At 48.0% G+C, this 25,379-nt stretch carries 13 protein-coding genes and 3 pseudogenes; 12 read left to right on the top strand and 4 right to left on the bottom strand.

What is annotated here, in order from left to right:
* The 6 genes and pseudogenes from IQ263_RS07935 to IQ263_RS07915 all read left to right on the top strand — a co-directional run.
* Window positions 1–580 (top strand): annotated as a pseudogene (locus IQ263_RS07935) (RNA-guided endonuclease InsQ/TnpB family protein); the annotation flags it as partial.
* A gap of 446 nt (window positions 581–1,026) precedes the next feature.
* Entirely contained in the window at window positions 1,027–2,268 is a 1,242-nt protein-coding gene (locus IQ263_RS07930; protein ID WP_194066953.1) for a response regulator, read from the top strand.
* Window positions 2,269–2,313: 45 nt separating this feature from the next.
* Window positions 2,314–2,787: a hypothetical protein gene (locus tag IQ263_RS07925; RefSeq protein ID WP_194066952.1), complete on the top strand. Its 474-nt coding sequence runs from the start codon at window positions 2,314–2,316 to the stop codon at window positions 2,785–2,787.
* Between the two features lie 132 nt (window positions 2,788–2,919).
* Window positions 2,920–3,159: pseudogene (locus IQ263_RS28320) on the top strand (RNA-guided endonuclease IscB); the annotation flags it as partial.
* A gap of 183 nt (window positions 3,160–3,342) precedes the next feature.
* Window positions 3,343–3,876 (top strand): chemotaxis protein CheW, encoded by a 534-nt coding sequence (locus IQ263_RS07920; RefSeq protein ID WP_333088822.1) that lies wholly within the window; start codon window positions 3,343–3,345, stop codon window positions 3,874–3,876.
* Between the two features lie 135 nt (window positions 3,877–4,011).
* Window positions 4,012–7,104, top strand: a complete 3,093-nt coding sequence (locus IQ263_RS07915) for a methyl-accepting chemotaxis protein (RefSeq protein WP_194066951.1) — start codon at window positions 4,012–4,014, stop codon at window positions 7,102–7,104.
* A 579-nt stretch (window positions 7,105–7,683) separates the two neighbouring features.
* Here IQ263_RS07915 and IQ263_RS07910 read toward each other — a convergent pair.
* Window positions 7,684–8,250, bottom strand: a complete 567-nt coding sequence (locus tag IQ263_RS07910) for an RNA-guided endonuclease TnpB family protein (RefSeq protein ID WP_194066950.1) — start codon at window positions 8,248–8,250, stop codon at window positions 7,684–7,686.
* Window positions 8,251–8,494: 244 nt separating this feature from the next.
* Window positions 8,495–8,791: pseudogene (locus IQ263_RS28315) on the bottom strand (helix-turn-helix domain-containing protein); the annotation flags it as partial.
* A gap of 255 nt (window positions 8,792–9,046) precedes the next feature.
* On the opposite strand from IQ263_RS28315, the gene IQ263_RS07900 reads away from it, so the two are divergent.
* The 3 genes from IQ263_RS07900 (at window position 9,047) to IQ263_RS29605 (ending at window position 16,659) form a co-directional block, all read left to right on the top strand.
* The gene (locus tag IQ263_RS07900) at window positions 9,047–14,380 is read left to right on the top strand and encodes a hybrid sensor histidine kinase/response regulator (protein WP_194066949.1); all 5,334 of its coding nucleotides are present in this window, start codon (window positions 9,047–9,049) and stop codon (window positions 14,378–14,380) included.
* 439 nt (window positions 14,381–14,819) lie between these two features.
* Window positions 14,820–15,314, top strand: coding sequence for a peptide-methionine (R)-S-oxide reductase MsrB (gene msrB / locus IQ263_RS07895; RefSeq protein WP_194066948.1), 495 nt, complete (start codon window positions 14,820–14,822; stop codon window positions 15,312–15,314).
* A 124-nt stretch (window positions 15,315–15,438) separates the two neighbouring features.
* Window positions 15,439–16,659, top strand: coding sequence for a Rid family detoxifying hydrolase (locus IQ263_RS29605; protein ID WP_194066947.1), 1,221 nt, complete (start codon window positions 15,439–15,441; stop codon window positions 16,657–16,659).
* Window positions 16,660–17,224: 565 nt separating this feature from the next.
* On the opposite strand, the gene IQ263_RS07885 is transcribed toward IQ263_RS29605, so the two are convergent.
* Window positions 17,225–19,378 carry a polyribonucleotide nucleotidyltransferase gene (locus IQ263_RS07885; RefSeq protein ID WP_194066946.1) on the bottom strand — a complete coding sequence of 718 codons (2,154 nt, stop codon included), beginning with the start codon at window positions 19,376–19,378 and terminating at the stop codon, window positions 17,225–17,227.
* Between the two features lie 76 nt (window positions 19,379–19,454).
* On the opposite strand from IQ263_RS07885, the gene IQ263_RS07880 reads away from it, so the two are divergent.
* From IQ263_RS07880 to IQ263_RS07870, 3 genes are all read left to right on the top strand, one after another.
* On the top strand, window positions 19,455–19,739 hold the full coding sequence (locus IQ263_RS07880; protein WP_194066945.1) for a hypothetical protein: 285 nt from the start codon (window positions 19,455–19,457) through the stop codon (window positions 19,737–19,739).
* Window positions 19,740–19,856: 117 nt separating this feature from the next.
* Window positions 19,857–23,186 (top strand): DEAD/DEAH box helicase, encoded by a 3,330-nt coding sequence (locus IQ263_RS07875; RefSeq protein ID WP_194066944.1) that lies wholly within the window; start codon window positions 19,857–19,859, stop codon window positions 23,184–23,186.
* Between the two features lie 163 nt (window positions 23,187–23,349).
* The gene (locus tag IQ263_RS07870) at window positions 23,350–24,177 is read left to right on the top strand and encodes an SWIM zinc finger family protein (protein ID WP_194066943.1); all 828 of its coding nucleotides are present in this window, start codon (window positions 23,350–23,352) and stop codon (window positions 24,175–24,177) included.
* Between the two features lie 411 nt (window positions 24,178–24,588).
* Here the strand turns inward: IQ263_RS07870 and IQ263_RS07865 are convergent, their stop codons facing one another.
* A complete protein-coding gene (locus IQ263_RS07865; RefSeq protein ID WP_194066942.1) occupies window positions 24,589–25,227 on the bottom strand; it encodes an HAD-IA family hydrolase in 639 nt (212 codons plus the stop codon).
* Window positions 25,228–25,379 lie beyond the last annotated feature (152 nt).

Below are 25,379 nucleotides of genomic sequence, written 5' to 3'. Positions count from 1 at the left end.
TGTGGGATTAAACCACTTCTATACTGACAGCAACGGCGAAACAGTTCCTAATCCTCGGTATCTCCGCCAAAGCGAAAAAGCTTTGAAGAGATTGCAGAAGCGAGTTTGTCGGAAAAAGAAAGGCTCCAAAAGCCGGCAAAAGGCGATCGACAAGTTAGGAAGAAAACATCTAAAGGTTAGTCGGCAGCGTAAAGACTTCGCCATTAAGACGGCGTTGTACGTGGTGAAATCTAACGATTTTGTAGCCTAGGTCGACCTTCAAGTGCGTAATATGGTTAAAAACCATAAACTTGCTAAATCAATTAGTGATGCTGCGTGGTCACAATTTGCTGAATGGTTGGAGTATTTTGGGAAGGTGTACAGCAAAACAGTTATTGCTGTTCCGCCACAATACACATCTCAGAAATGTTCAAACTGTGGCGATATTGTTAAGAAAACTTTATCAACCCGAACGCATATTTGCGGTTGCGGAACGATACTAGATCGCGACCACAACGCTGGAAGAAATATTTTAGCAAAGGGTTTGAAAGCCCGTGCAGGAATCCATTTAAATACGGTGGGGCACACCGGAATTTACGCTAGGAAACCGAGCTCTACTCGCTGGTGGCGACAAAACAGAGATAAGTTCGACTGGCTGATCCAAGAATCCCCTCGCCTCGATAGCAGGGGAGTGTCAAGGTTTAAGACAGAACTCAACCAAAAAGACCCACCGCGCACAGTAAATATCAAAACTGTTGGGATTCAAGGCTTGAACCAGTCGGAAATGCCAGCGTTGCACGCTCGAAAAGCCCGTACAATAATTGTGCGATGTGGATTCTACACACTGGGAGAATGCCGCGATTTGTGCGGTTTCAGGTTATGGACTCCTAGCGCTGCCAAAAAGCCCGCCGCTTGCCGCATCGCCCTTTCGTCAATTCCCAATTGTACGATCGCCGGCCCCGATCGCGGAAACTCAAGTCAATCTTTGGGCCAGCACACAGTCTTTCCGATCTCAGACAACGGTTTTAAAGAGGATAGTTTAGCTGCATGCAGGGAAATTTGAGTGAAATTGACATCCGCAGCATCCTGCAATTGATTGAGTTAGGTCAGCGCACCGGAGAACTGTTCGTAGAAGCCTACAGTTCAACCGCCAGCAACACGGGTACTCAACCCCCCCCGCGCTCCCTTGCAGGACAATCCTGGTATGTCTTCTGCTTCAACGGTCAGATTATTTACGCTACCCAGAGTGCGGGCAGTTTGTTGCGCTTGCGCGACTACCTGCGCCGCTACAAAGCAGACACAGCCCTCGACAAAATCCAAGTTCCTTATATGGCATCTACCAATGCCCCAGAATACGGCTACCTGTGGGCCCTGCTAGAAAACCACATCCTCACCCCAGCTCAAGGGCGCAACATCATCCACAGCATGGTTCACGAAACCCTGTTTGACTTGCTCAGCCTTCATCAAGGTTCCTTCACTTTTGAAATGGGGTCAGCATTAGCCCCTCAACTGACCAGCTTAGAAATTAGCCCCCTCCTAGCGAAGATTGTCAAACAGGTGCAGCAGTGGAAACAGTTTCACCCTCACATTCAGTCGCCAAACCAATGTCCGGTTATTTCAGATCCAACCGAGCTACGAGTCGCCCTCCCAGTCAGTACCTTTAATACTCTCAGGCGCTGGGCCGACGGTCACACTTCGATCCGCCAAATGGCACGATACCTCAACAGAGACGTGCTGACTGTCGCTAAGGCGATTTACCCCTTCGTGCAGCAGGGATTGGTGCAAGTATTTTACGAGCCATCTGTTGCGCCGGCCAACGACAGAAGAGAATGGCCGCCGTATCCAGAAAACAAGGTTAAGAGAGTTGTCTGCATTGACGATGACAATGTGATTCGTAAAACAGTCGAGTCAATTTTAAACGAACACGGTTACGAAGCTACCGCCATCGGCAATCCCCTGCAAGCCCTGAGTTTGGTTTTTCAACTCAAACCCGATTTAATTCTGTGCGACATCGCCATGCCGGAACTCGACGGCTACGAAGTTTGCGCTATGCTCCGCAATTCTACCGCTTTCCGGCAAACGCCGATCGTCATGCTTACAGGCATCGACGGATTTATCGATCGCGTTAAAGCCCGCATGGCCGGAGCTACAGACTTCTACACCAAACCTTTTGGCGAAAGCGAATTATTAATGCTGGTAGAAAAATATGTGGGCCCGGGCTATCCTTCATCGAATCTATCAACAAGATTATTAGATCGATCGCTCGAAGATGAACTCAAAGAAAAATAGACGTTGCTGATTTACGGTAAGGGTAAGCTGTTGGACTCGAAGTCGATGGAAGAAAGCAAGAATATTTTCACCGATCGCCTAAAAAAAACACTTGAATTAAACTGGATGAATCAATTGTCTGACAGGATGTATCAAAACGCTTTGATTAACCTCAAGGATGCTTTGACTCAGTATCGTTTTGGGCGATCGAGCGATTCAACTTTTGCCGAGCGGCGAAACGGTCAATCCGGCGCGCTATATTTGTCAAATCGAAAAATTGTGTCCCATCCGAAAAACACAAGAATCGTCTCGCAAAAAGCCTGTAAAAAGCCAGCGAAAAACCTGCCCCACAAGGATGCTCGCAGAAGTATAATTAAGATTGCCACACTTGGGAAGTTCGACCTTGACGAACCTTTAAACTGTAGTTTGGTTTCCCAGACTTTTACCGTCAAAAAAAAAGCTGGTCGTTGGTTGGTTTCATTCTGCGATGCTGAAAGTTTACCATTCCCCCAACCCCAAAAATCGGTAGGTAGGTATTAATGTAAGCGTTAAAACCTTCGTCACCGAAAACGCCATCGAAGAAAGCAAAGCCGAGGTGTCAAGCAATGACGCTTTTGATGGATAAAAACCGCTGTTTCCTTTGAACCAATTTGTCAGCCAATTAAGCCAATTAAGCCAGATGTTCTCAAGCGGATTATCCCTCGAGCAAAGCGTCCCCTGAAAAATGCAGCAGCAGTTAATTCAACTCGGTGGGCATTATTTAATCGGCTGAAAGAAACTGGATTGGGTGTTTCAACTGGTTCTGGTGGATTAACGAAGTTTAATCGGACTCGACCGGGATTCCCTAAATCTAACTGGATTGATGCTGCTGGCGTCGGTCAAATAGAGTCTTTAGAAGTGGTGAATAATCGATCGCGCCCTAAATTATTATTGAGAGCGCGCATTTATTGCCAAAAACGAACCGCAGGATAGCCATTCACCCCTTGGCTGTGTCAAGCTTGGCATTGTCAAGTTTTGACCGTCGAAGTTTCCACAGTGCCTTTTCAAGGTGCTAAACGTTAAAAATTTGCTAGAAATGCAGGTGTCAGAATTATGATTAGTGGCAGCTCAGACTTTATATTACCAGGACAAAGCATAGATCAGGCTCCGGAATTCCAAGAACTGGAAACTCCCGAAGGCGAGCTGCACCTGCGGTTCTACGTTCCTTCGGGGAACGAGTTCGCACTGCCGGCGATCGGGATTAGAGAGGTATTATCTCCCTCCCCAGACCGCATGACACCTATCCCTAACGTTTCTTCTCTGCTTTTAGGTACGCTAAACATGAGAGGACGAGTGATTTGGGTGGCGGATCTCGGTCAGTTTTTGGGAGACCAAACACCTCTCAACACAGACAGACCCGAAATCCCCATCGTGGCTGTGGAAGACCAAGACACGATTTTGGGACTCGCAGTCGATCGCATTGTGGGGATGGACTGGCTCGACGTAGAGCAACTGCACTCCCAAAACAATGCACCAGACGGCATGATTCCATTTCTGAGGGGAGAATGGATGTTAGGCCCACAAGCTCAAACAGTGCTGCGACTGCTAGATCAAGTGAAAATTCTGCGATCGGCGCGGTGGGCAGCGTGAAATCGATTTTAGATTGGCGATTGGCGATAGGGGTCTAATCATTAACAGTCACAGGACTTGAGGCGCGCATCTAAACATTCAAGATAAAAATCTAAAATCTAAAATCTAAAATCTAAAATCAAAAGAGGGCGGCAAATGGCAACAAGTACCAACTTTCAGCAGGACTACCAACGGGCAGAAGCGGCCTACATGGAGGGCAACTATTCAGAAGCTGCGGCCCTAGTTTATCAATTAGTAGAAGATTTTCCCGAAGACCCCAGCGCTCGCCTGCTGTGCGGACACATCTACTGCTACGGACTGCAACAGTACGAGATAGCACGGGAACAGTACACGGTGGTGTTAGGTCTGAGCGACGACCCCAGTTTGGTCGAACACGCTCACAGCGGAATTACCTACACAGACCAATTTTTATCGGGAGAACTGCACACGGAAAATTTAGAGGCTCTGTCGGCTCAAACAGAATTGGAATTCTACCCAGACTTATCTGTTGATGAAGGCTTAGAAGACCCGGATCTTGGACTTTTTGGTGGAAATTCTGTCGCCGGGCAGCCCTATGTCGGTCAATTGGCAGACGATGACCTAGAAAACCTGGACTTGGCAGACTTGGGGATGAGCGGCTTGGAGTGGGAACCACAAGATGCCACGAGCACGGACAATCAAGAAGATTTAACCTCGCATTCTAACCCCTTTGGTAGCGATAGCGGCGGGATGGCTGCTTATGCTGATGCGTCGGAGCCGCTAGACATGGATCGGTTTGCCGATTCTGATTTTGAAGACCCTTTTGCCTTGGATGAGGGAGAGTTTGATGCTGGTGACTTGTCTGGGGACAAAGCGTCTGCTAAAAGCGCACCTTATTCAGGAGATGCGTTTTCAGAAGCTCCGACTCAACTCAACGGTCAAGGTTTCGCTTCTTCAGAAATCGAGAATTCTTTTGACTCCAACGACATCGACTCCCGCACCGGGCCCTCGGACAATTTTAGCGAACCTTTTGGTGCGCTAGATTTGCCAGACGAACTCGACGATTTCTCTGACTACGACTACCAAACCCCGCCGACAAGTGGCTCGGATCTCGGTCAAAATCTACCTCCTTCGGCGACAGCGGCAGACCCCTTTGCCGATCCGATACCCTCGGGTTTCGGGTCTTCTGGACCTCCAAACCAGCCGAATACTAACAACTCGGACTACTCGTCAAACTATTCGCTGGCGGAAGACGAAACGCTGCTGATGGGAGGTGCTGTCCCTAATTCTCACAGTCAAAGATCGAGCCAGGGACAATTTAATTCGGTCGATCGCTCTTCCTCTAACAACAACGGTTACGGCGACTCGGAGCCCCCGGCATTTGGTTCGATCGACAGCTTCGAGTTAGACGCTTTTGATGACGACGCTTTCAGCGATGCTTTTTCTTTCGACGACAGCGAGCAAGCGACAGCTTTCGGGGCGGGCAACGCTCCCAACAGCGACTGGTCGTCAAAAACTGGGAATTCTCCAGAAAACAGCGACTTTTTAGACGAATTTGACGAGTTTGACGATTTGGGCAATTTGCCGGACTTTGACATCTCAGAAGATGCCAGCAGTTCGATGCTGACTCGAGGTAACACCAATTTTGGCAACTCGACGAGCGGCATGATGGGCTCGACGGGCAGCCTGGACTTTGACAACAGCGACGGCTCGGCAATTCGAGACGACGAGATGTTTACCATTTCTGGCCCTGTTGGTGCGTCGGTGCCGAGTTTTGCTGCGACAGAATCTGAAGCGCTCGATACTTCGGTGACTGTAGAACAGGGGGGATTGGCTTTCTTGGAAAATGCCCCTTTGTTTACAAAACAGTTGTACACGGCGATCGGAGCCGGACTGGTTTCTCTGGTAGCTGTGGCTTTCGTTACTAACATTGCTTCCTATCAAGCTCTGCGGCAAGACAAGCCGGAGGCGATCGTATACCTGCGACAAACAGGCTGGGTAATGACTGCAGCAGCAGGTATTACCAGCTTTTTAACTTCTTGGGGCATCGGCCAGTTGATCGCCAAGCAGGTGCGTAAATCCTCGGACAATTTGCAAGCTCAGTTCGATGCTGTATCTCAAGGAACTTTGGACGCTCGCGCTACGATTTATTCGGAGGATGAGTTTGGCAGAATGGCTGCTAAATTCAACCACATGGCGAAGGTGATCCAAACCACGATTAGCGATACCAGGCGCAAGTCTGACGAGCAGGAACAGGCAAAGGAAGATTTGCAGCGCCAGGTGATTCGCTTGCTAGATGACGTGGAAGGAGCGGCGCGGGGCGATTTGACTGTGACTGCGGAAGTGACGGCAGACGTTTTGGGCGCTGTTGCTGACTCGTTTAACTTGACGATTCAAAATTTGCGGGAAATTGTCCATCAGGTGAAGCAGGCGGCTCGGGAGGTCAGCAAGGGCGCTACGGATAGTGCCAAGTTTGCGGGCGATTTGTCTTCTGACGCGCTGCGGCAGGCTGAGGAACAGGCGGCGACGCTCAATTCGGTGCAAGTCCTCACCGACGCGATTCAGCGGGTTGCAGAGAGCGCTAGGGAGGCGGAAGAAGTGGCCCGGGGCGCGGCGGCGACGGCTCTTAAAGGCGGCGAGGCTGTGGAACGGACGGTGGCCGGGATTTTGGACATTCGAGAAACGGTTGCAGAAACCACGCGAAAAGTCAAGCGGTTGGCAGAAGCTTCTCAAGAAATTTCTAAAATTGTGGCTCTGATTGCGACTATTGCTTCCCGGACGAATTTGTTGGCTCTTAACGCTAGTATCGAGGCGGCAAGGGCTGGGGAAGCTGGGAGGGGTTTTGCGATCGTGGCGGATGAGGTGCGACAGTTGGCGGATCGATCGGCTAAGTCTTTGAAGGAAATTGAGCAGATCGTGATGCAAATTCAAAGCGAAACCGGCGCGGTGATGATGGCGATGGAAGAAGGGACGCAGCAGGTTATTGAGGGGACAAAGTTGGCCGAGCAGGCGAAGCGATCGCTTGAAGATATTATTCAGGTAACTAATCGAATTGATGTGTTGGTGCGATCGATTACGGCGGACACTGTAGAACAGAATGAAACAGCTCGCTCGGTCGCCAGTGTGATGCAGGCAGTGGAATTAACCGCTCAGGAAACATCCCACGAAGCGCAGCGAGTTTCCGGTGCTTTGCAAAATTTGGTAGGCGTGGCTCGCGACCTTTTGACATCGGTGGAAAGGTTCCGAGTAGAAACGGCGGAAAGACAATAATTGATTGTTTGATGCTTTTTTTACTTGCTAATTTATCAGCAGGTTTCTGTGGAAACAATAAATGACAAAAAGTAACCTCGCAGCCTTAAAACTGCTGCGGGGATACCTATCCAGCACCTAAATAAACTAGGAGTTGTACAAATGGACGATAACATAGTAGAGGTGATCTCTAGCATTTTTGGTGAAATTCAGGGGACTGGCTGTATTATCTCTACTCTTTCAAAAAATAGCAGGGGCTATGCCAAGAAAAAACTTAAAGTTGAGGGTGAATGGAAACGCTTACAATACACCGTTTAGTATTAGCGAATAGCTTGGATCGTCCGATTAGATCAGAATACTTCTGTCGCCATAGTGGGGATGTCCGTAACTGCATTAATTCCAATCATTTATGGGAAGCTTCTCGATTAGGAAAATCTCAATATAGGTTTAAAAAATGACGAATTAAAGATGTAAGAAGCACATCTACACCTCAACATCAAAAACTACCGCGAGGCATAGAAATAATTCCTGGTATTCGGACTCAAATACAGCAAAATGGCTGCATGATTTGTATCTTGGGTGAAGTACCCACACCAACCGCTAGCCGGTATGGTGTATGTGTCCCAATTCATCGGCAACAGCCTGGGAAGTAGTAGACTTACGCCCATACTTCTTTGGTCTTACATTGCCTCCAAGGGCAGTAGCGCTGCTTCCCAACGCCAATATCCGCAAGCCTTCATTTCTGATATGAATCGCCGCATCGATCTCTCTATCATGACGCTGATTGCAGTGAGGGCAATCAAACATCCTGACAGATAAATCCATCTTCGGCACTCGCTGCAAAGTGTTTGAACACAGGTGAGACGAGGGAAAGAAACGATCTACTTCCATGTAGATTTTCCCCTCTGACTCTGCCTTATACTTAAGCATGGTGCAAAACTTCCCCCAGCTAACATCGCTGATGGCTTTGGCTACCTTATAGTTTTTGATCCTGTTCTTGACAGCGAGATTTTCCACCATGACAACTTGGTTTTCGTTGACTATCTTGCGGGATAGTTTGTGGAGGTAATCTTGTTTCAATCTGGAGATTTTGGAATGCACCTTGGCAAGCGCTTTCTTTGCCTTGCGACGCTGGTTTGTCGTCTGATCCTTTTTGCGGGTTGACACTCTCGGGCGTGAACGCGCGGGGCTTCTTGGTTCGCTGACACACCTTTAAACTATCCATCCTTTCGGCAATATTTCAACCAAAAACCCGTCCGATTGAACGAAGTTGCGAGTCTAATTTGAATAGCCACAGAGGGCTTATCTCCCCAAGCGTTAAGGAATCACTTCCCAGGTTCCCGTATCCCCTTGTACATCTAACTACTAAGTTTTTGAGTTTTCGGGTATGGGTACGCGGTGGCTATCCTAGCTATGTTTTTGTGCTGTTCGCTACCCACGAGATATTATTGTTTTCTAGCCAGTCGTTTTGGATTCTCGCCCATTTGTGAAGCGCGGTTATTCTACCTGTATCTATCTCTAGTATAGTAGACTTATGGAAAATACTGTTAAGCCTGAAAAAGTTTTCCAGTATTAAAAGCCGTCCTAAAAGGCTTGCCCTGAGCTTGCCGAAGGGACGGGGTTTTAAACCCAGTTTTCTGATAATGTTGAGAGACTGGTTCCAGACCCAACGCACACAACCAAAAGCCTGAGAAAGATGTTCTTGCTGGGCTTGAGTTGGCTAAATTCGGACTTTGACAGCTTTCAATATTGGTCGTTAGAGTGCTTGGTCGTTATTTAATCTAACAGAATATTTACGCAGTGTGCAGATATTTTCCGGTTGCGAAGCAAAATGGTCAACATCCCAACCTCGATCAACCAGGCTTTCATCCCACCCCAAATTAAAAATTATGAAGTGGGGATTCACGCGCCCGCTAGCTAAAATAGACCCAATACAATAACGATTAAAATCAGGAATAAAACTATGCTGCCAGAACAACAACAGAGGATAATGGGCTATTTTATTGAGGAGGCAAAAGACCATCTCAATACGATCGAACAAGGTTTGCTGAATCTGCAGGCGACGATCGAAGACCCAGAACTGGTTAACGAAGTATTTAGGGCCGCTCACTCTGTTAAGGGAGGTGCGGCAATGCTGGGGCTGACGAGCATTCAGCAAACATCTCACCGATTAGAGGATAGTTTTAAGGTTTTAAAAGAGTGCAGCGTTAAGGTAGACCAACAGCTAGAATCTCTGTTCCTGCGAATTTTTGATACGTTGCAAGGGTTGTTGGAGCAACTTTCGGGGCCTTTTGGGCTGACGGAAGAGATGGGCGAACAGATGGTTCGAGAGTTGGAGCCGGTGTTTGATGAACTCAACGGGCATTTGGGGGGACTTGTAGGACACTCGGGACGGGATGTAGATCGGAGCAGTCCGCTGTCGTTACCTCAACCAGTTCTGGCTGGGATGGGGGCGGGGGCGTTTGCCTCAAAGAGGGGTATGGCGGGTTCGGGGGCGGTTTACGACTTTGATTCGACAGAAACAGAAGACAGTGCGCTGCATTTGGTGTTTGACTCGGATGTGCCCGCGAGGATGCGGGAAATGCTGCAGGAGTTCAAACAGCCGGAGGGGAATGAAAGCAGGCGGCAGCTCAAGAATATTTGTCGGAATTTGAGAATGGCGGGGGAGGAATTTGAGCTTCCCGGCTGGATCGAGTTGATGGCTGTGGTGTCTGAGGCGATCGCCAATCCAGAAAATACTTACCGGGTTTTGGCTCCCACTGTGATTAAGGATATCAAACAAGCGCAGGAGTTGGTGCTTTCGGGATTGTCTGAGTCGATCGCGCCTAGCGAAAAACTTCTGTCGCTGATGCCCGCGGCTCGGGTTCCCGAAACCGATTTTGAGGATTTGCTGGCCTTCGCTCAACCGAGTAGTGCCGGCGGAAATTGGATCTCTGCTGAAGATGCCGCTTGGAAGCGGGCTGGGTTAGGCGATTCTGGTTCGGAAGAACAATTACTACCGACGGTTTCTGGGTTGAATATAGATGAGTTGTTCGATCAATTTGATACTACCGAAGGCAATGATGTCAGTGAGGGTAGATCGCCGCAGTTCGATGATTTTCAAGGGTTCCTAGAGTCAGATATAGAGACTGATTCTTTGAGAATTTCTGCTCGCAGCGGCCCTGAAGTGGGGGTGGCGGAACTCAATACTTTGGCTGATTTGTTTAATGGCGAGTCTCCAGATCTTGAGGGTGCTTGGGAAGAAGAAGAAGATTTGGATTACGCGCACTCGAATGGGATGGCTGCAGAGGGAATGCTGGGGTCGGATGATGATGATGACAATTCGGGCGATTTTACTGATTTGTTGTTTGATGAACAGACTGTGGAAGATTTGGAAGTTGATACCGAAAATCTGATGGACGATCTTAACAGTTTGTTTGGGGAAGATTTAATGTCGGCCGAGTCTGACGGTTCTGGAGTCGCTGCGGGTGAGGGAAATGCGGATTTGAGGCAGGGGCTGGCTTCCAAGCAGTTTGCAGCAAGTGGAGAAAGCGGTTTGGGTCAGCGGAAGCAGAGGGCCCAGAAAGCTGGGGCGCTGGCAGATGAGGATGCTTTGGGTACGTTTTTGGATGAGGTGGCTGCTCAATCTTCTCTGGATGTTACCGGGGACACTGATTTGGATGATTTGTTTGGTAATTTGGGTGTTTCCGAGGAGGCGGGCTTGGTTGCGATATCGAACGGGGATGCTTTTGATGCTGAGGTTTTTGATGCTGGGTCGGTCGAGTCTGCTGTCGGCGGTGACGATGATTCGGGGAATGCTGAAACGTTTGGTCTAGTTTCTTCTCTGGATGATTTTGATGTTCTGGCTTCGGGGGCTTCGGATTCCGATTTGACAGATTTGTTGAGTATCAGTTCTGGTTATTTGGCTTCTGAAGGCGAAGGTGGAGACAGTGAGGACGATCAATTTATGAGCAATGCAGCCGTACCGCAAAATGAAAACGTTGAGAGTGTTCTGGATCTAACTTCAAGTTCTGATTTAGATGTTTCTGAGGATGGAAATTGGCTGGAAGATGTTTTCGGTGTGGATGATGAATCTTTGCAGCCGGCAAGCTTAGATATGGGCGATACGGATTTGGATGCGCTGTTTGGTTCGATTGAGGAAGACTTGATTTCTGGGGATGATGATGGGCTCGATCGCTCTGCTGGGACGGTTACTTCCCAGGAGGCGGCGGATTTGGCAGATCTGTTTGGTTCGGTACCTACGGGTACTGAGTATGACGGGGAGGCTTCGGGGTTGGTTGGCGAAGAATTGCAGAGTTTGGATGAAGATGCAGAATTGCTGAGTGGGGATGGGGAAGCTTCCTCTAGTAATGGGGCGATCGAGTTTTTCGACGCTGCAGTGGCCCAGGACGATCGGGATTTGGCCGATTTGGCAGAGGTTGATTTTGAGGCGATGTCGGATAATTTCCCTCAAAATGTTTCAAGTTTGGAGCCTAATGGGGATAGCACTTTTGATTTGTTGGAGGATATGTTTGGCGAGCAGCTTTTGAACCCGGCGGATGCTGGTTTGTCCGTCGCAGATGAGGATGCTGCTTTAGATTTACAGGAGTTGTCGGCCGGGCCGGCGGATGGTTTGTTGGATGCTACGGATGCAGATTTGTTTGCTCTACCTGAAACTTTCGCAGATGAAGAGTCTGGCGGTGGGGATGATTTGTTTGAGGCTCTGGAAAGGGATTTTGGGGGTACGGATTTTGAGCCTCTGTCGCCAGATTATGTCTCGGCTATGTTTGATGGCGATGATGATTTGCTGGCGGCTTTGGAAACTGGGGCGACTCTGAATACTCAGGAGTTGGAGGGTTTTGATGATTTGTTGGATTCGATCGATGCAGGGCCTTTGGTGACTTCGGAACTGATGTCTGGGTTGTGGGATGCTGAGGACGAATCGGATATTGTGGATGCCTCGGATTTGGAAGACGGCTCGCTGGCGGACTTTTTTGGCGGTGATGAATCCGACGACGGTGAGGATGATGAAGACAATTTTGATGATTTAGAAGCGCTGTTGATTGCAGGGGGTGCTACGGCTGCGGCTTCAGCATCTGGGGGGACAAATTCGAGTCCGGTCAACACGGAGGTGTTCTCGGATCTTGAGGAACTGCTCAGCGAGAGTGCAACACTTGCAGAAATTCCCGATTCCTTGGCAAGTTCTGCAAGTGTTGCTCCGTCCAATTCCCATCAAGCCAGCGATGACGAGTTTGGCGATTTGGAAAAATTGCTGGAAGATTCCAAGGACGGGGGCGGCCGCCAAGGGGAAGGCAATATTGTGCCGTCGGCGATTAACAGACCCAGACGTACTGCTCGGGCTGGCGGGTTCGGCGACCACACGATGCGGGTGCCGGTGAAGCAACTGGACAACCTCAGCAATTTGATGGGGGAACTGGTGGTCAACCGCAACAGTTTGGAGCAGGATCAAGAACGGATGCGGCAGTTTTTGGACAATTTGCTGCACCAGGTGACGCTGCTGAGCGATGTGAGCCAGCGGACTCAGGATTTCTACGAGCGGAGTCTTTTGGAGATTGCTTTGCTAGCAAACCGTCAGGGACACCGAGCTTCCTCGTCGCCTTGGCGCTCGGAGGAGGTTGCTAACCACCGGGAAACTGCCTGGAAACCGGAGGAAATGGACAGGTTTACTCCTTTCCACAGTTTGGCTCAGGAGATTATTGAGCTGATCGTGCGGGTGCGGGAGTCGGCGGCGGACATTGAGTTTTTGGTGGATGAGGCGGATCAGGTGACTCGCCAATTGCGACAAGTCACGACTCAGTTGCAGGAAGGTTTGACTCGGGCCCGGATGAAGCCGTTTGCTGAGACGACGGACAGGTTGTTCCGGGCGGTGCGAGAAATTGCGATTAAGTGCGGTAAGCAAGCTCAGTTGCAGGTTGAGGGTAAGGATATTTTGATCGACAAGATGATTGTGGATCAGCTTTATGACCCGATGACTCATTTGGTGAACAATGCGATTACTCACGGGATTGAGCCGCCGGAGGTGCGTTTGGCGGCGGGGAAACCGGGGGTGGGCAGGATTACGATTCGGGCTTTTCACCAAGGAAATCAAACGGTGATTTCGGTTTCTGATGATGGGGCGGGAATTGACCCGCAAAAGGTTAAGGCTAAGGCGATTAAGCAGGGTTTGTTGACGGCTGCTCAGGCTCAGAGGATGTCTCGCTCGGAGGTGTACGATTTGCTGTTTATGCCTGGTTTTAGCACTCAGGAACAGGCGACGGAGTATGCCGGCCGCGGGGTTGGGATGGATGTGGTGCGGACTTCTTTGCAGGAGATTCGAGGGGTTGTGGCGATCGATTCGACGATCGGCAAGGGGACTGTATTCACCATCCGTTTACCTCTGGTTTTGAGTATTTCTAAGGCTCTGACTTGCATTAGCGATCGAGCTCGGATTGCTTTCCCGATGGATGGGGTGGAGGACATGATCGATGTGCCCCGCGATCAGGTGACGACGGGGGCGGATGGTTTACCCTGCATTGAGTGGCGGGGTTCGATTTTGCCGTTCCGGCCGCTGCGGGATTTGCTGGCTTACAACCGCCATTTGGGCCGGGGCAGTGTTTACGGGTTTAATACTGACGATGACATGATTTCGGTGATCGTGCTGCGGTCGGGTGGCAATTTCTTGGCGGTGCAGGTGGATCAGGTTTCGACTGAACAGGAAATTGTGATCAAGCAGTTGGAGGGGCCGGTGCCGAAGCCGATCGGGATTGCGGGTGCTACGGTGCTCGGGGATGGTCGGATTGTGGCGATTGCGGACGTTCTAGAGTTAATCGATTTGGCTACCGGCAGGCTGCAGAAGGAAGCTGGCGGTACGCTTTGGGATGAGAGCGATCGCGCGGCTGCGGAGGCGGAGGTTGAGAAGACTGAGCCTACTGTGCTGATTGTGGATGATTCGATTACGGTGCGATCGCTCTTGTCGATTACTTTTGAGAAGGCGGGCTACCGGGTTGAGGAGGCTCGCGACGGTAAGGAGGCTTGGGAAAAGATGAAGTCTGGCCTGCCTTGCGATATCGTGTTTTGCGATATTGAGATGCCGCGCATGGACGGTTTGGAGCTGCTTTCTCGGATGCAGAAAGATACGGTTTTGTGCGAGTTGCCGATCGCGATGTTGACTTCTCGCGGTGCTGACAGACACCGCCAAATGGCTTACGGTTTGGGCGCGAAGGGCTATTTCACCAAGCCTTATTTGGAGGAACAGTTGCTCGATGCTGCTTCTCGGATGTTGAAGGGTGAGGTTGTTGGTGCTCCGGCTGTTGTCTAAGTTAGGTATTTTTTGAAGGAGTATGAGTTCTGTGAGGGCTAAAGTCTTCGCAGGACTTTTGTGCGATCGGGTTAATTAAATGTCATACTTGTAGGGTAATATCGGATTTTTTTAACCACAGAGAGCGCAGAGGGCACAGAGAGAGAAGATAGAGATGAATAATTACGATACAATCGGAATTGTTTAAACAGTTAATAGTTAACATCACATGATGCTGCAATTGAAATTGATATTGCGTCCAATAACAGGCAATTGAAAAAGTTACAAATCAAGCATAAAGTTTTGAACGCGATCTCAAATCCGGTAGCATCGTCCTGTACTCTAATCTCTATTCTCGGACTCTGTGTCCTCTGTGTTCTCTGCGGTTAAAACACCTGACGACGCAACCGTAAACGATATGACTGGTGGTTTAGATTAATTAGTAAGTGAGTGATAGATTATGAAAAAACGATTATTTTTGAAAGCTGGTGTAGCAACAGTCAGCATGGCATGGTTGTCGTCTTGTTTGCCTGGGAAGTCAGATGTTATGGCTGCTTCTAAGGGTGTTTTTGAAGTTACTAAAACTGAGGAAGAGTGGCGCAAAATTTTGACTCCGGCACAGTTTGATGTGTTGCGAAAACACGGCACTGAACGCTCTCATACTAGCATTCTGGATAAGCAATATGGGAAGGGGATTTATGCGTGTGCTGCGTGTGATTTGCCAGTTTTTTCGTCGAAAACCAAATTTGATAGCGGTACTGGCTGGCCAAGTTTTTATGAACCGATCAAAGGGGCGATCGGCACATCGGTGGATAATTCGCTGTTTGGGACTAGAATTGAGGTGCATTGCCGTCGCTGCGGGGGGCATTTGGGTCACGTATTTGATGATGGCCCTGCACCTACTGGGAAACGCTACTGCATGAATGGTGTGGCTATGAAGTTTATTGCTGCCTGACGTTCTTTGACGGGTCATTTTGTGGTATGGAATCCGATAATCATCCATCCGCAAAACCGCTAGTGCAGGCGGATTCGCGCGGATGGTATAGTGATTTTTGGGACGTAAGGGCGATCGACTATTTATGGATGCTAAAGAACTTTTAGAAAGATACGCTAAAGGCGAACGGAACTTTAAGGGAGCAGAGTTAAGTGGGGTAAACCTCAAAGGTGCAGACTTGAGAGGGATAGAATTACTGAATGCCAATCTGTCGGGAGCTGATTTGAGTGAGGCAATCTTGACCAAGGCAAACCTTCACAATATAAATCTGAGTAAGGCAAAGCTGACAGCAGCAAATTTGAGTGGGGCACAGGGAAATTCACAAAATATGATTTCGGCAAACCTTAGCGGTGCTAACTTAAGCGGAGCGTGCTTCAATCATTCCAAATTCTGGGATGCTAACTTAAACCAGGCAAACCTTAGCGGTGCTAACTTGAGTAGTGCAAATTTAACTAGAACTTCATTGATTGAGGCAAATCTCAGTAAAGCCACCCTAAGTAGTGCAATCTTGACCCAAGCCGACTTGACTAAAGCTGATTTAAGTCGGGCAGACCTAACTGGTGTGACGCTTCAAAGCGCAAATTTACAGGGAGCTAAACTCCAGTTAACTAAGCTCTCTAAATCTAACTTATCATGGGTGAATTTGGATAAAGCTTATCTGGTTGGAGCTGATATTCAAGGGACAAATCTAAAAAAATCCAGCCTGCAAGGTGCAAGTCTGGAAGCAGCCAATCTGCAAGGTGCAAACTTGATTAAAGCAAACCTGGATGGAGCAAACCTGAAACAAGCAGAATTGACAGATGCAAACATTTATGCAGTAAGTATTGAGAATGCAGACTTCACGGGTGCGATCATGCCTGATGGAGAAATTTACAATCAAGAAACATCCGAAAAATTATCCCAAAAAGTGACATCTATGACGCGCAAAATTATTCGTACTGACAAAGCACCGGCACCCGTGGGCCCTTACAATCAAGCGATCGCCGCTACGGGCACTATGCTGTTTGTAGCAGGTCAAATTGCGATCGACACTAGACTAAACGATATCGTCTACACCGACGATGTGGCCAAACAAACCCAACAAGTTATGGCAAATCTCGAAGCCATTCTCACAGAAGCCGGCGCTACTTGGTTGGATGTGGTAAAAACTACGGTTTTCCTCAAAGATATGAATGATTTTGCCGCTGTGAATGCGGTTTATGCGAAATATTTTGATGCGGAAACAGCACCGGCGCGCGCTTGTGTGGAGGTGGCGCGTTTGCCGAAGGATGTGTTAGTAGAGATTGACTGTATTGCGGTTATTTGATTTAAGATCAATTCCGGTGGCACTGGAATCACAGGCAATGTCGGACACGGCAATGCCGTTTCCCTACCCCAAAACGATCGATCTTCCTCGATGAAAGACGTAATCATCCCCCGATTAATTGTAGGGAATCGGCACTGCCGTGTCCTGACTGTGGGTAATATCTTTATATTTTCTTCAGTCCGCTAGGAGTGGACTTCGTTTGTGTAGTTGCGGTTTCAACCGCGGAATGATAAAAGAAATAACTTTATATTTGATTGAGTCCGCTAGGAGTGAACTTAATTTATGTAGTTGCGGTTTCAACCGCCGAGGGTAAAGTGCGCGAATGTATTAACTTCTACAGCCGTTAGCGCAGCCCGCCCCTACGGGGGCTACGCCAACGAAGAGGATCGCACAAACTCGATCTGGATCTGTCGCGCACTCTACTCCCAAATCAATCTGAAACAATCAGATTTAATCTCAATTACCAGTTAGGAATTAGCAATTACCAATTAGCAATTACCAATTACCAATTACCAATTACCAACTGTCAACTGTCAACTGTCAACCGTCAACTGTCAACCGTCAACTATTTATTCAACGCTTCGCGGGCGGCTGCCGCTTCGTCGGGATGAATGTTCAAACGGGTCAAGTTAATCCGACCTTTATTGTCAATTTCTCGCACTTTGACAATCACTTCATCATTCACAGCTAACTCGTCTTCCACTTTCCCGACGCGGTAGTCCGCTAACTGGGAAATGTGAATCATTCCTTCTTTTCCAGGCAGAATTTCTACAAAAGCGCCGATCGGAATAATTCGAGTTACGCGGCCGACATACACGTCTCCAGCATTCAACTTCCGCGTCATGCCTTGGACAATATTGTAAGCCCGCTGAGCTTTCTCGCTGTCGTTACCGGCAATTGTCACGGTTCCGTCGTCTTCGATGTCAATCTTGACACCGGTTTCTTCGGTGATGGCTTTGATTGTTTTGCCACCTGGCCCAATTACCAAACCGATAAATTCAGGATCGATTTTCAGGGTTAACAAACGCGGCGCAAACGGCGACATTTCCTTGCGGGGAGCGTCGATGGTTGCTAGCATTCTTTCTAAAATGTGCAGTCTGGCGGGTTTTGCTTGGCGGATGGCGGTGGCTATGACATCTAAGGGCAAACCTTTGATTTTCATGTCCATTTGCAAAGCGGTAATTCCGGTGTCGGTACCGGCTACTTTGAAGTCCATGTCGCCTAAGAAGTCTTCAATTGCTTGAATGTCTGTCAAAATTCGGACTTCATCGCCTTCTTTGATTAATCCCATTGCCGCGCCGCTGACTGGTTGGGAAAGGGGAACGCCTGCATCCATTAATGCTAGTGTCGATCCGCACACTGAACCCATTGATGTTGAACCGTCGGAAGAAAGGATTTCGGAGACTACGCGAATTACGTAGGGGAAATCTTCTTTTGATGGCAAAACTGGGACTAGGGCGCGTTCTGCGAGGGCTCCGTGACCGATTTCTCGGCGTCCGGGCGATCGCATCGGTTTAGTTTCTCCGACGGAAAACGGCGGGAAATTGTAGTGATGCAAGTAGCGTTTGTCTTGCTGCGGGTGCAAGTCGTCTCCTAAGTCTTGGGCGTCGCCGGGGGTTCCCAGGGTAGCTGTGGACAAGACTTGGGTTAACCCGCGATTGAACAGCGCACAGCCGTGTACTCGCGACGGCAGCACCCCTACGCGACAAGAAACGGAACGCACCTCGTCTAGCTTGCGGCCGTCTACACGGACGCCATCTTCGATGATTTGCTTCCGCATCATTTTTTTGGTAACGTCTTTGAAAACGTTGCCAATTGTTTTGCTGTTGGCGCCTGCAGCTACTTTGATCGGATCGTCTTCGGCGAGTGCGGCGATCGCAGCTTCTACTTCATTGGCTTTCACTTCGTCTAAAGCGGCATTCCGTACTGTTTTGTCTTTTTCAAATCTTGACAAAATGATGCGGATTGGTTCTTGGGCGCGATCGCGAATAAAGTTTTCCAAGGCCATATCTGGCGATGGTCTTTCCTCTACCACCAAATCGATGCCCAATTCTGCCATAATTTCGCGCTGGGCTTGAATCAAGTCGCAGGCTGCTTCGTAGCCGAAGTCGATCGCCTCGATGATATCCTGTTCCGGCAATTGGTTGGCGCTGGCTTCCACCATGATTACTCCGTCTGGAGAACCGGCTACCACGAGATCCAACTCGCCTTCTTTGATTTCGCTGTAGGTTGGGTTGATGATGAAATCGTCCCCTACCAAACCAACTCGCACCGCAGCCATCGGCCCGTAAAACGGCATTTTCGCCAGCAGGATCGCTACTGAAGCGCCCGTTACCGCCAAAACGTCTGGCGGTACTTGTTCGTCCATCGACAGGGTTGTGGCTACGACTTGGATGTCATCTCGCAGCCAGCTTGGGAATAGCGGGCGCAGCGGGCGATCGATCAAACGCCCAGTCAAAGTCACTTTTTCTGGGGGACGCCCTTCCCGGCGCAAAAATCCACCGGGAATTTTACCGCCTGCGTACAGTCTCTCTTCGTAATCCACCAACAGGGGCAGGAAATCAATTCCTTCTCTCCCCTGCGATCGAGTCGCCGTCACTAAAACGGCCGTGTCACCCGACTGAATCAAAACCGCACCGCCTGCTTGAGGCGCTAGTAAACCAATCTTCAGTCTAATATCCCTTCCATCGAAGGATATTGACTTGTCTATCTCTACCATGTAGGACTGCTTCCTTATCTACCACATTCTTTCTCTGTCGGGATCGTAACACTACCACAGGATGTTTGAGAGTCCAATGCCAAAAGAGAGAGATTATTTGGTGCGGTCGATCGAGTCGTGGCGCTGGATTTGTAAGCATTTATACTCTCAATTTTGGAGATTCTGGGGTCGGTTCGCCCGGTCGATCGCCCCCCAAACGCCTGCTCTAGATGGTACGATGAGTTTTCGATTGGGACTTGGGAGCGATCGGGTCAACCATCCGGGATTGGGCATGGGCCAAACAGGGCATTGGCCCGCGCAGGGCATGGGCCAAACAGGGCATTGGGCATGGGGCAAACAGGGCATTGGGCATTGGGCTTGAGAACCACTATATTTCTGATATTTCGTATTTTTGTATTGCCACAGTTCTCTTATTCACAATTCAGACAAAACTGAGGCAGAAAGTCTCGGAATTAAATAAAAATATTAGGATTGAAAAATGGCTATTTTACACGGCAGTTGGCTACTAAACAACGAAAAAAGCGGCTTATTTATTTGGGGGGAAACTTGGCGGAAGATTGGGGCGATCGATATTGTTGAATCTGAGATAATTCCGCATAATCCTTTGGCAATGACTGAGGCGGAGTTGAATACTTTCCTAAATTCTTTGCAGCAGTCGGGGAAACTCCACTGGCAATTACCCGAAACCGCAGAAATTAAGCAGAAAACTACGAAAACTCGGAGTTCGTCCAAAACGACGGCGGCAGCCCTTCCTAGGGAAATTTTATCGATTCAGAGGCAAGTTCGGGCGATCGCGCTTCCGACCAAAATCTCGGAATCCAACGCAACTATTATGCCGCAGCACTCAGTGGCAGCACTTGAGGAACCAGCCCAAATCGCTGAAATTTATCTTTATCCCTGGCAAGTTAAGGGTTATTTGCTAAACCCCCAAGCCGCTTTTGTTTTTTTGCAATCGCTGCCGCTAAATAGCACAGAAGCAGATTATTTTGTCGGCTCTGATTTGCGTTTTTGGTCGCATCTTGCTAGGTGGAGTTTGGATTTGTTGGCGAGGTGCAAATTCTTGCCGGCATTGGAGAGGCAATCTGATGGTTCGGCTATTGCTAAATGGCAACCTTTGTTAGACAGTTCGACCGATATTCTCCGTCTCGCTACTTTTTCTAAGCAAATGCCGACGGCTTGTCGAATGTATCAATCGAAGGAAGAAGGTTCGGCAGCGAGCAATGTGCGGGATGTAACGGATGTAATAAAAGAAGGTTCGCCAGAAAGTAAGGTACGGGATGTTGCGGTGGATTTGCCTGTGGGGCCGCAGGAGTTGGTTTTGGGGTTTTTGAGTAGTGTGGTAGATGGTGAAGTGCGATCGTCTTCGAGGGCTGCGCTAACGGCTGCTGGCTCAAATTTAGATATCAAAACACTTTCTCCAACCCGCGAATGGCTGCAAGCTTTGCAACAAGAATCTGGAGTGGTGCAAGCAGAATCAGCCGCTTTAGAAAAGTTGGCAAACAAGCTTGTTGCTTGGACTTCGCCGCTGCAAAACCAACTGTCTGAACAAAGTCAGTTTCGCACTTGTTTTCAACTTATTCCGCCGTCTCCGGGTAAAGTTAATTGGAGTTTAAATTATTGTTTGCAAGCAGTTGATGAAACGGATTTTTTGGTGGATGCGACAACTGTTTGGAACAATTCTGTTGAACGTTTGGCCTATGCGGGGCGGACAATTGAATTGCCACAAGAAACTTTGCTGGGAGGGTTGGGTTTAGCATCGAAACTTTATCCGTTAATTGAACCGAGTTTGCAAGCACAGCGGCCTCAATCTTGTCAATTAAATCCGCTGCAAGCTTACGAGTTTATTAAGTCTGTGGCTTGGCGATTTGCTGATAGCGGGTTGGGCGTTGTTTTGCCGCCTAGTTTGACAAAGGCTGATGGTTGGGCGAGTCGTTTGGGTTTGAGTATTCAGGCGGAAACTCCGAAAGCAAATCCGGCGAAGGGCGGGCTGGGTTTGCAAAGTCTGCTAAGTTTTAAGTGGGAATTGACGATCGGCGGACAGCGCATTTCTAAGGCAGAATTCGATCGGCTGGTAGAGCTGAATTCGCCTTTGGTGGAAATTAACGGTGAGTGGGTGGAGTTGCGCGCCACCGATGTGAAGGCTGCTAAAACTTTTTTTGCTAGTCGCAAGGAGCAAATGACTCTTTCTTTGGAGGATGCTTTGCGTTTGGCTTCGGGCGATTCTCAGACTATTGAAAAGTTGCCTGTGGTGAATTTTGAAGCTACGGGTCAACTTCAGGAATTGTTGAATACTTTAAGCGATAATCAGGCCGTAAGTGCGATCGCGACTCCGGCTAGTTTCCGAGGACAATTGCGCCCTTATCAAGCATTGGGAGTTGGCTGGTTAGCATTCTTAGAGCGCTGGGGTTTAGGTGCTTGTCTCGCGGACGATATGGGTTTGGGAAAATCCATTGAGCTAATTGCTTTCCTCCTGCACTTGCAAGAACAAAATTCTCTAGAAGCGCCGACATTATTGGTTTGTCCGACATCGGTATTGGGCAATTGGGAGCGGGAAGTCAAGAAATTTGGGCCGACGCTGAAAGTATTGCTACACCACGGAGACAAACGCGCTAAAGGCAAAGCATTTGCGGCTGCAATTAAGGGAAAGCATTTAATAATTACCAGTTACGCGCTGGTGTTTCGCGATGCGAAGGAAATTCAAAGCACTAAATGGCAAGGATTGGTTTTGGATGAAGCCCAAAATATTAAGAATTCCGAGGCTAAGCAGTCGCAGGCGGTGCGGCAAATCGAGGCAGATTTTAGAATTGCGCTGACGGGAACTCCGGTGGAAAATAGACTGCAAGAATTGTGGTCAATTTTGGAGTTTCTGAATCCTGGCTATTTGGGGCCGCGCAATTTCTTTCAGCGCCGATTTGCTATTCCGATCGAGAAATATGGAGATAGAGAATCATTGCATAGTTTGCGATCGCTCGTTCGGCCTTTTATCCTCCGCCGCCTGAAAACTGACAAGGAAATCATCCAAGATTTGCCGGAAAAACAGGAGATGACTGTATTTTGCAGTCTGGCTGCTGGGCAGGCAGCATTATATCAGAAAATAGTCGAAGAGTCAATCGCTAATTTAGAGTCAGCCGAAGGTATTCAGCGCCGGGGTATGATTCTGGCTTTGCTGGTAAAACTCAAACAACTTTGCAACCATCCGGCTCTTTTGACAGCTAAACAAAACCCGAAAGAATTGGGAATTAAGAGTCAGGAATCGGGGAAATTGCAGCGGTTGGTGGAAATGTTAGAAGAGGTGGTGGCTGAGGGCGATCGGGCTTTGATTTTCACTCAATTTGCTGAATGGGGAAAACTCCTAAAACCGCATCTAGAAAAGCATTTAGGGCGAGAAGTTTTGTTTTTGTACGGCGGAATTAAGCAACAGCAGCGGGAAGAAATGATCGATCGCTTCCAACACGATCCGCAAGGCCCGCCGATTATGATATTATCTTTAAAAGCTGGCGGCACCGGTTTGAACTTAACCAGGGCTACCCACGTTTTCCACTATGACAGGTGGTGGAATCCCGCAGTAGAAAATCAGGCAACTGACCGCGTATTTCGCATCGGCCAAACCAGGAACGTGCAAGTACACAAATTTGTCTGCACGGGTACGCTAGAGGAGAAAATACACGATATGATCGAAAGTAAGAAAGCTCTCGCCGAACAAGTAGTCAGCGCCGGCGAAAACTGGCTCACCGAACTCGACACAGACCAACTTCGCAATTTACTAATTCTCGATCGCGATGCTATTATAGAAACCGAAGAAGAATAATATTTATTGTTTTGTAGTAACTTCAGTCCTTCTTGAATGCGGACTTGCTAACGACCAATGACTAATGACTAATGACTGCTGACTAATGACCAATGACCAATGACTAATGACTAATGACTAATGACTGCTGACTAATGCCCCATGCCCCAGGCCCAAAAGATAAATGATTGACAGAGAATGGTGGACACAACAGTGGCTCGATTTAATCAATACCTACCGCTTCAAAAAGCGTTTAGAGCGCGGCTGGCAATACGCGCGCGAAGGTAAAGTTCTCAGCATTAAATTCCCTAATCAAGAAGTAATTGCTATCGTTCAAGGAACAGACCCCAAACCCTATCAAGTTTCTTTAGGGCTCGATACATTGAGCGATGAAGATTGGGATTATGTGATTGAAAATATGTCCCAAAGAGCGGTTTTTTCGGCTAAATTATTAGCTGGAGAAATGCCGCACAATATTGAAGATGTATTTGCAGCGGCTGGAAAAACGCTATTTCCGTTAAGTTTATCTGATATTCGATCGCGCTGCACCTGTCCAGACCCCAAAAATCCTTGCAAGCACATCAGTGCAGTATACTACTTATTGGGCGATCGCTTCGGAGAAGACCCCTTTGTACTTTTTCAACTGCGGGGAAGAACCAAAGAGCAAATCTTGACAGCTTTGCGTCAGACACGGGGTACCCAAGGAGAGGAAAATTCTCAACTCAACTCCGGCAAAAATTCCCCGACTGCGAATTCTAAATTGCCGAAGGTCGATCGCTTTTGGGAATACAACCAGCAGCTAGAATCATCTTTAGTCGTAATTGTGCCGCCGCCCAGCAGCGAAACAGTCTTAGATATTTTAGGCCCGATTCCCCTAGCAACCAACCCAACAGCAACCAGTAGCAAATCTTCCCCCGCCTCTGACGCACTCAAGCAGCATTTTAGTAAAATTTACCAAGCAGTTAGCCAGCAAGCCGTTTTAGCCGCACTGAAACTAGGCGAAGGAGACTAAAACATGATTCTTTCTTTCTGGGGATGACGCAAATTCTAAGAAACCCGGTTTCTCATAAAATATCTGCTGGGTGGCAAAAAAAATCGAGAGAAACCGGGTTTCTGGGAATGACGCAAAGTCTAAGGAACCCGATTTCTCATACCAAATTCAAAAAATAATCCAATTAATTGCGTTTAACAGAAGGCGGATAGGTGAAACGCAACCAAGTTGCCAAAGTAGCTACCGCGCAAGTGGAAGCCAAGCTAAAAGTCAAGAAAGTTTCAAATGCTGACATAATACTGTTCCTCTTTATTTGAGCGATCGAGTAAATCTTTCTCCTTCACATTTATATCAGCCTCCATTCATTTTTTCAATCGGTTCTGACATAAAGTTTTTACTACTTTAAATTTGGAAGTATTTATTTACAACACTTTACACTCCTCCCAGATTACTCATAATCTCGATCAATTGCTGGGGACGTTCAATCAAAAAATCGGGATGGTGTAAGACCAAAACCTCCTGAGAATTAAAACCCCAACCTACAGCAATTATTTTAATTCCAGTTTTTCTAGCAGCGTCTATATCTCTAATCTCATCTCCCACATAAAAGACTTCTTCAGGATTTATATGCTCTTTTCGGAGCCATTTATTAATAACTTTATGTTTCCCGAAAGTTGAACCTGAGTAAATAAACGTGAAAGTATCTTGTAAATTGTTATTTTCCAGCGCCGCTAAGACATTTTCTCTGGAATTAGATGTGATAATGCCCAGTTGAAACCCCCGTTTTTTCAACTCCAGCAAAACTTCTTTAATTCCCGGAAATAATTGAACGTCTGAAATTTCACTGCGTAATTCAGATCTCAATTTTCTAATCAGCAGCGGGAATTTGAAGAGGGAAATGCCAGAATAACGAAGAATTTCCCAAGAATTTAAGTTGCTCAGTTGAGCGAGTTCCTCTTTTGTCGCAGACTTAAAGCCGAATTCTGCTGACAAACGGTTGGTGATGCTCAGAAGAATATCAATTGTATCTGCTAAAGTACCGTCAAAATCAAAAATAATTACTTTGGTCATTGGACAACAGCAAATAAGGAATAGAGAATCATACTATTTTATATTTTATATTGGGATAATTTATCGCATTCTAGAATATAACAGACAAGATTGCATAAATCGTTCATTGATATATAAATCGCAGATGTAAGCCGGATCAACAGAGATGAACG

This window comes from Tychonema sp. LEGE 06208 (genome assembly GCF_015207505.1).
Taxonomy (GTDB): Bacteria; Cyanobacteriota; Cyanobacteriia; order Cyanobacteriales; family Microcoleaceae; genus Microcoleus.
This window is presented reverse-complemented; position numbering and strand designations above follow the sequence as displayed.

Bases quoted from the DNA above. Each gene is read 5' to 3' on its own strand.
- IQ263_RS07915 (WP_194066951.1), top strand. From the start codon at position 4,012: ATGGCAACAAGTACCAACTTTCAGCAGGACTACCAACGGGCAGAAGCG.
- IQ263_RS07880 (WP_194066945.1), top strand. From the start codon at position 19,455: ATGCCAAAAGAGAGAGATTATTTGGTGCGGTCGATCGAGTCGTGGCGC.
- IQ263_RS07865 (WP_194066942.1), bottom strand. From the start codon at position 25,227: ATGACCAAAGTAATTATTTTTGATTTTGACGGTACTTTAGCAGATACA.
- IQ263_RS07925 (WP_194066952.1), top strand. From the start codon at position 2,314: ATGGAAGAAAGCAAGAATATTTTCACCGATCGCCTAAAAAAAACACTT.
- IQ263_RS29605 (WP_194066947.1), top strand. From the start codon at position 15,439: ATGGATGCTAAAGAACTTTTAGAAAGATACGCTAAAGGCGAACGGAAC.
- IQ263_RS07875 (WP_194066944.1), top strand. From the start codon at position 19,857: ATGGCTATTTTACACGGCAGTTGGCTACTAAACAACGAAAAAAGCGGC.
- IQ263_RS07870 (WP_194066943.1), top strand. From the start codon at position 23,350: ATGATTGACAGAGAATGGTGGACACAACAGTGGCTCGATTTAATCAAT.
- IQ263_RS07930 (WP_194066953.1), top strand. From the start codon at position 1,027: ATGCAGGGAAATTTGAGTGAAATTGACATCCGCAGCATCCTGCAATTG.
- msrB (WP_194066948.1), top strand. From the start codon at position 14,820: ATGAAAAAACGATTATTTTTGAAAGCTGGTGTAGCAACAGTCAGCATG.
- IQ263_RS07900 (WP_194066949.1), top strand. From the start codon at position 9,047: ATGCTGCCAGAACAACAACAGAGGATAATGGGCTATTTTATTGAGGAG.
- IQ263_RS07885 (WP_194066946.1), bottom strand. From the start codon at position 19,378: ATGGTAGAGATAGACAAGTCAATATCCTTCGATGGAAGGGATATTAGA.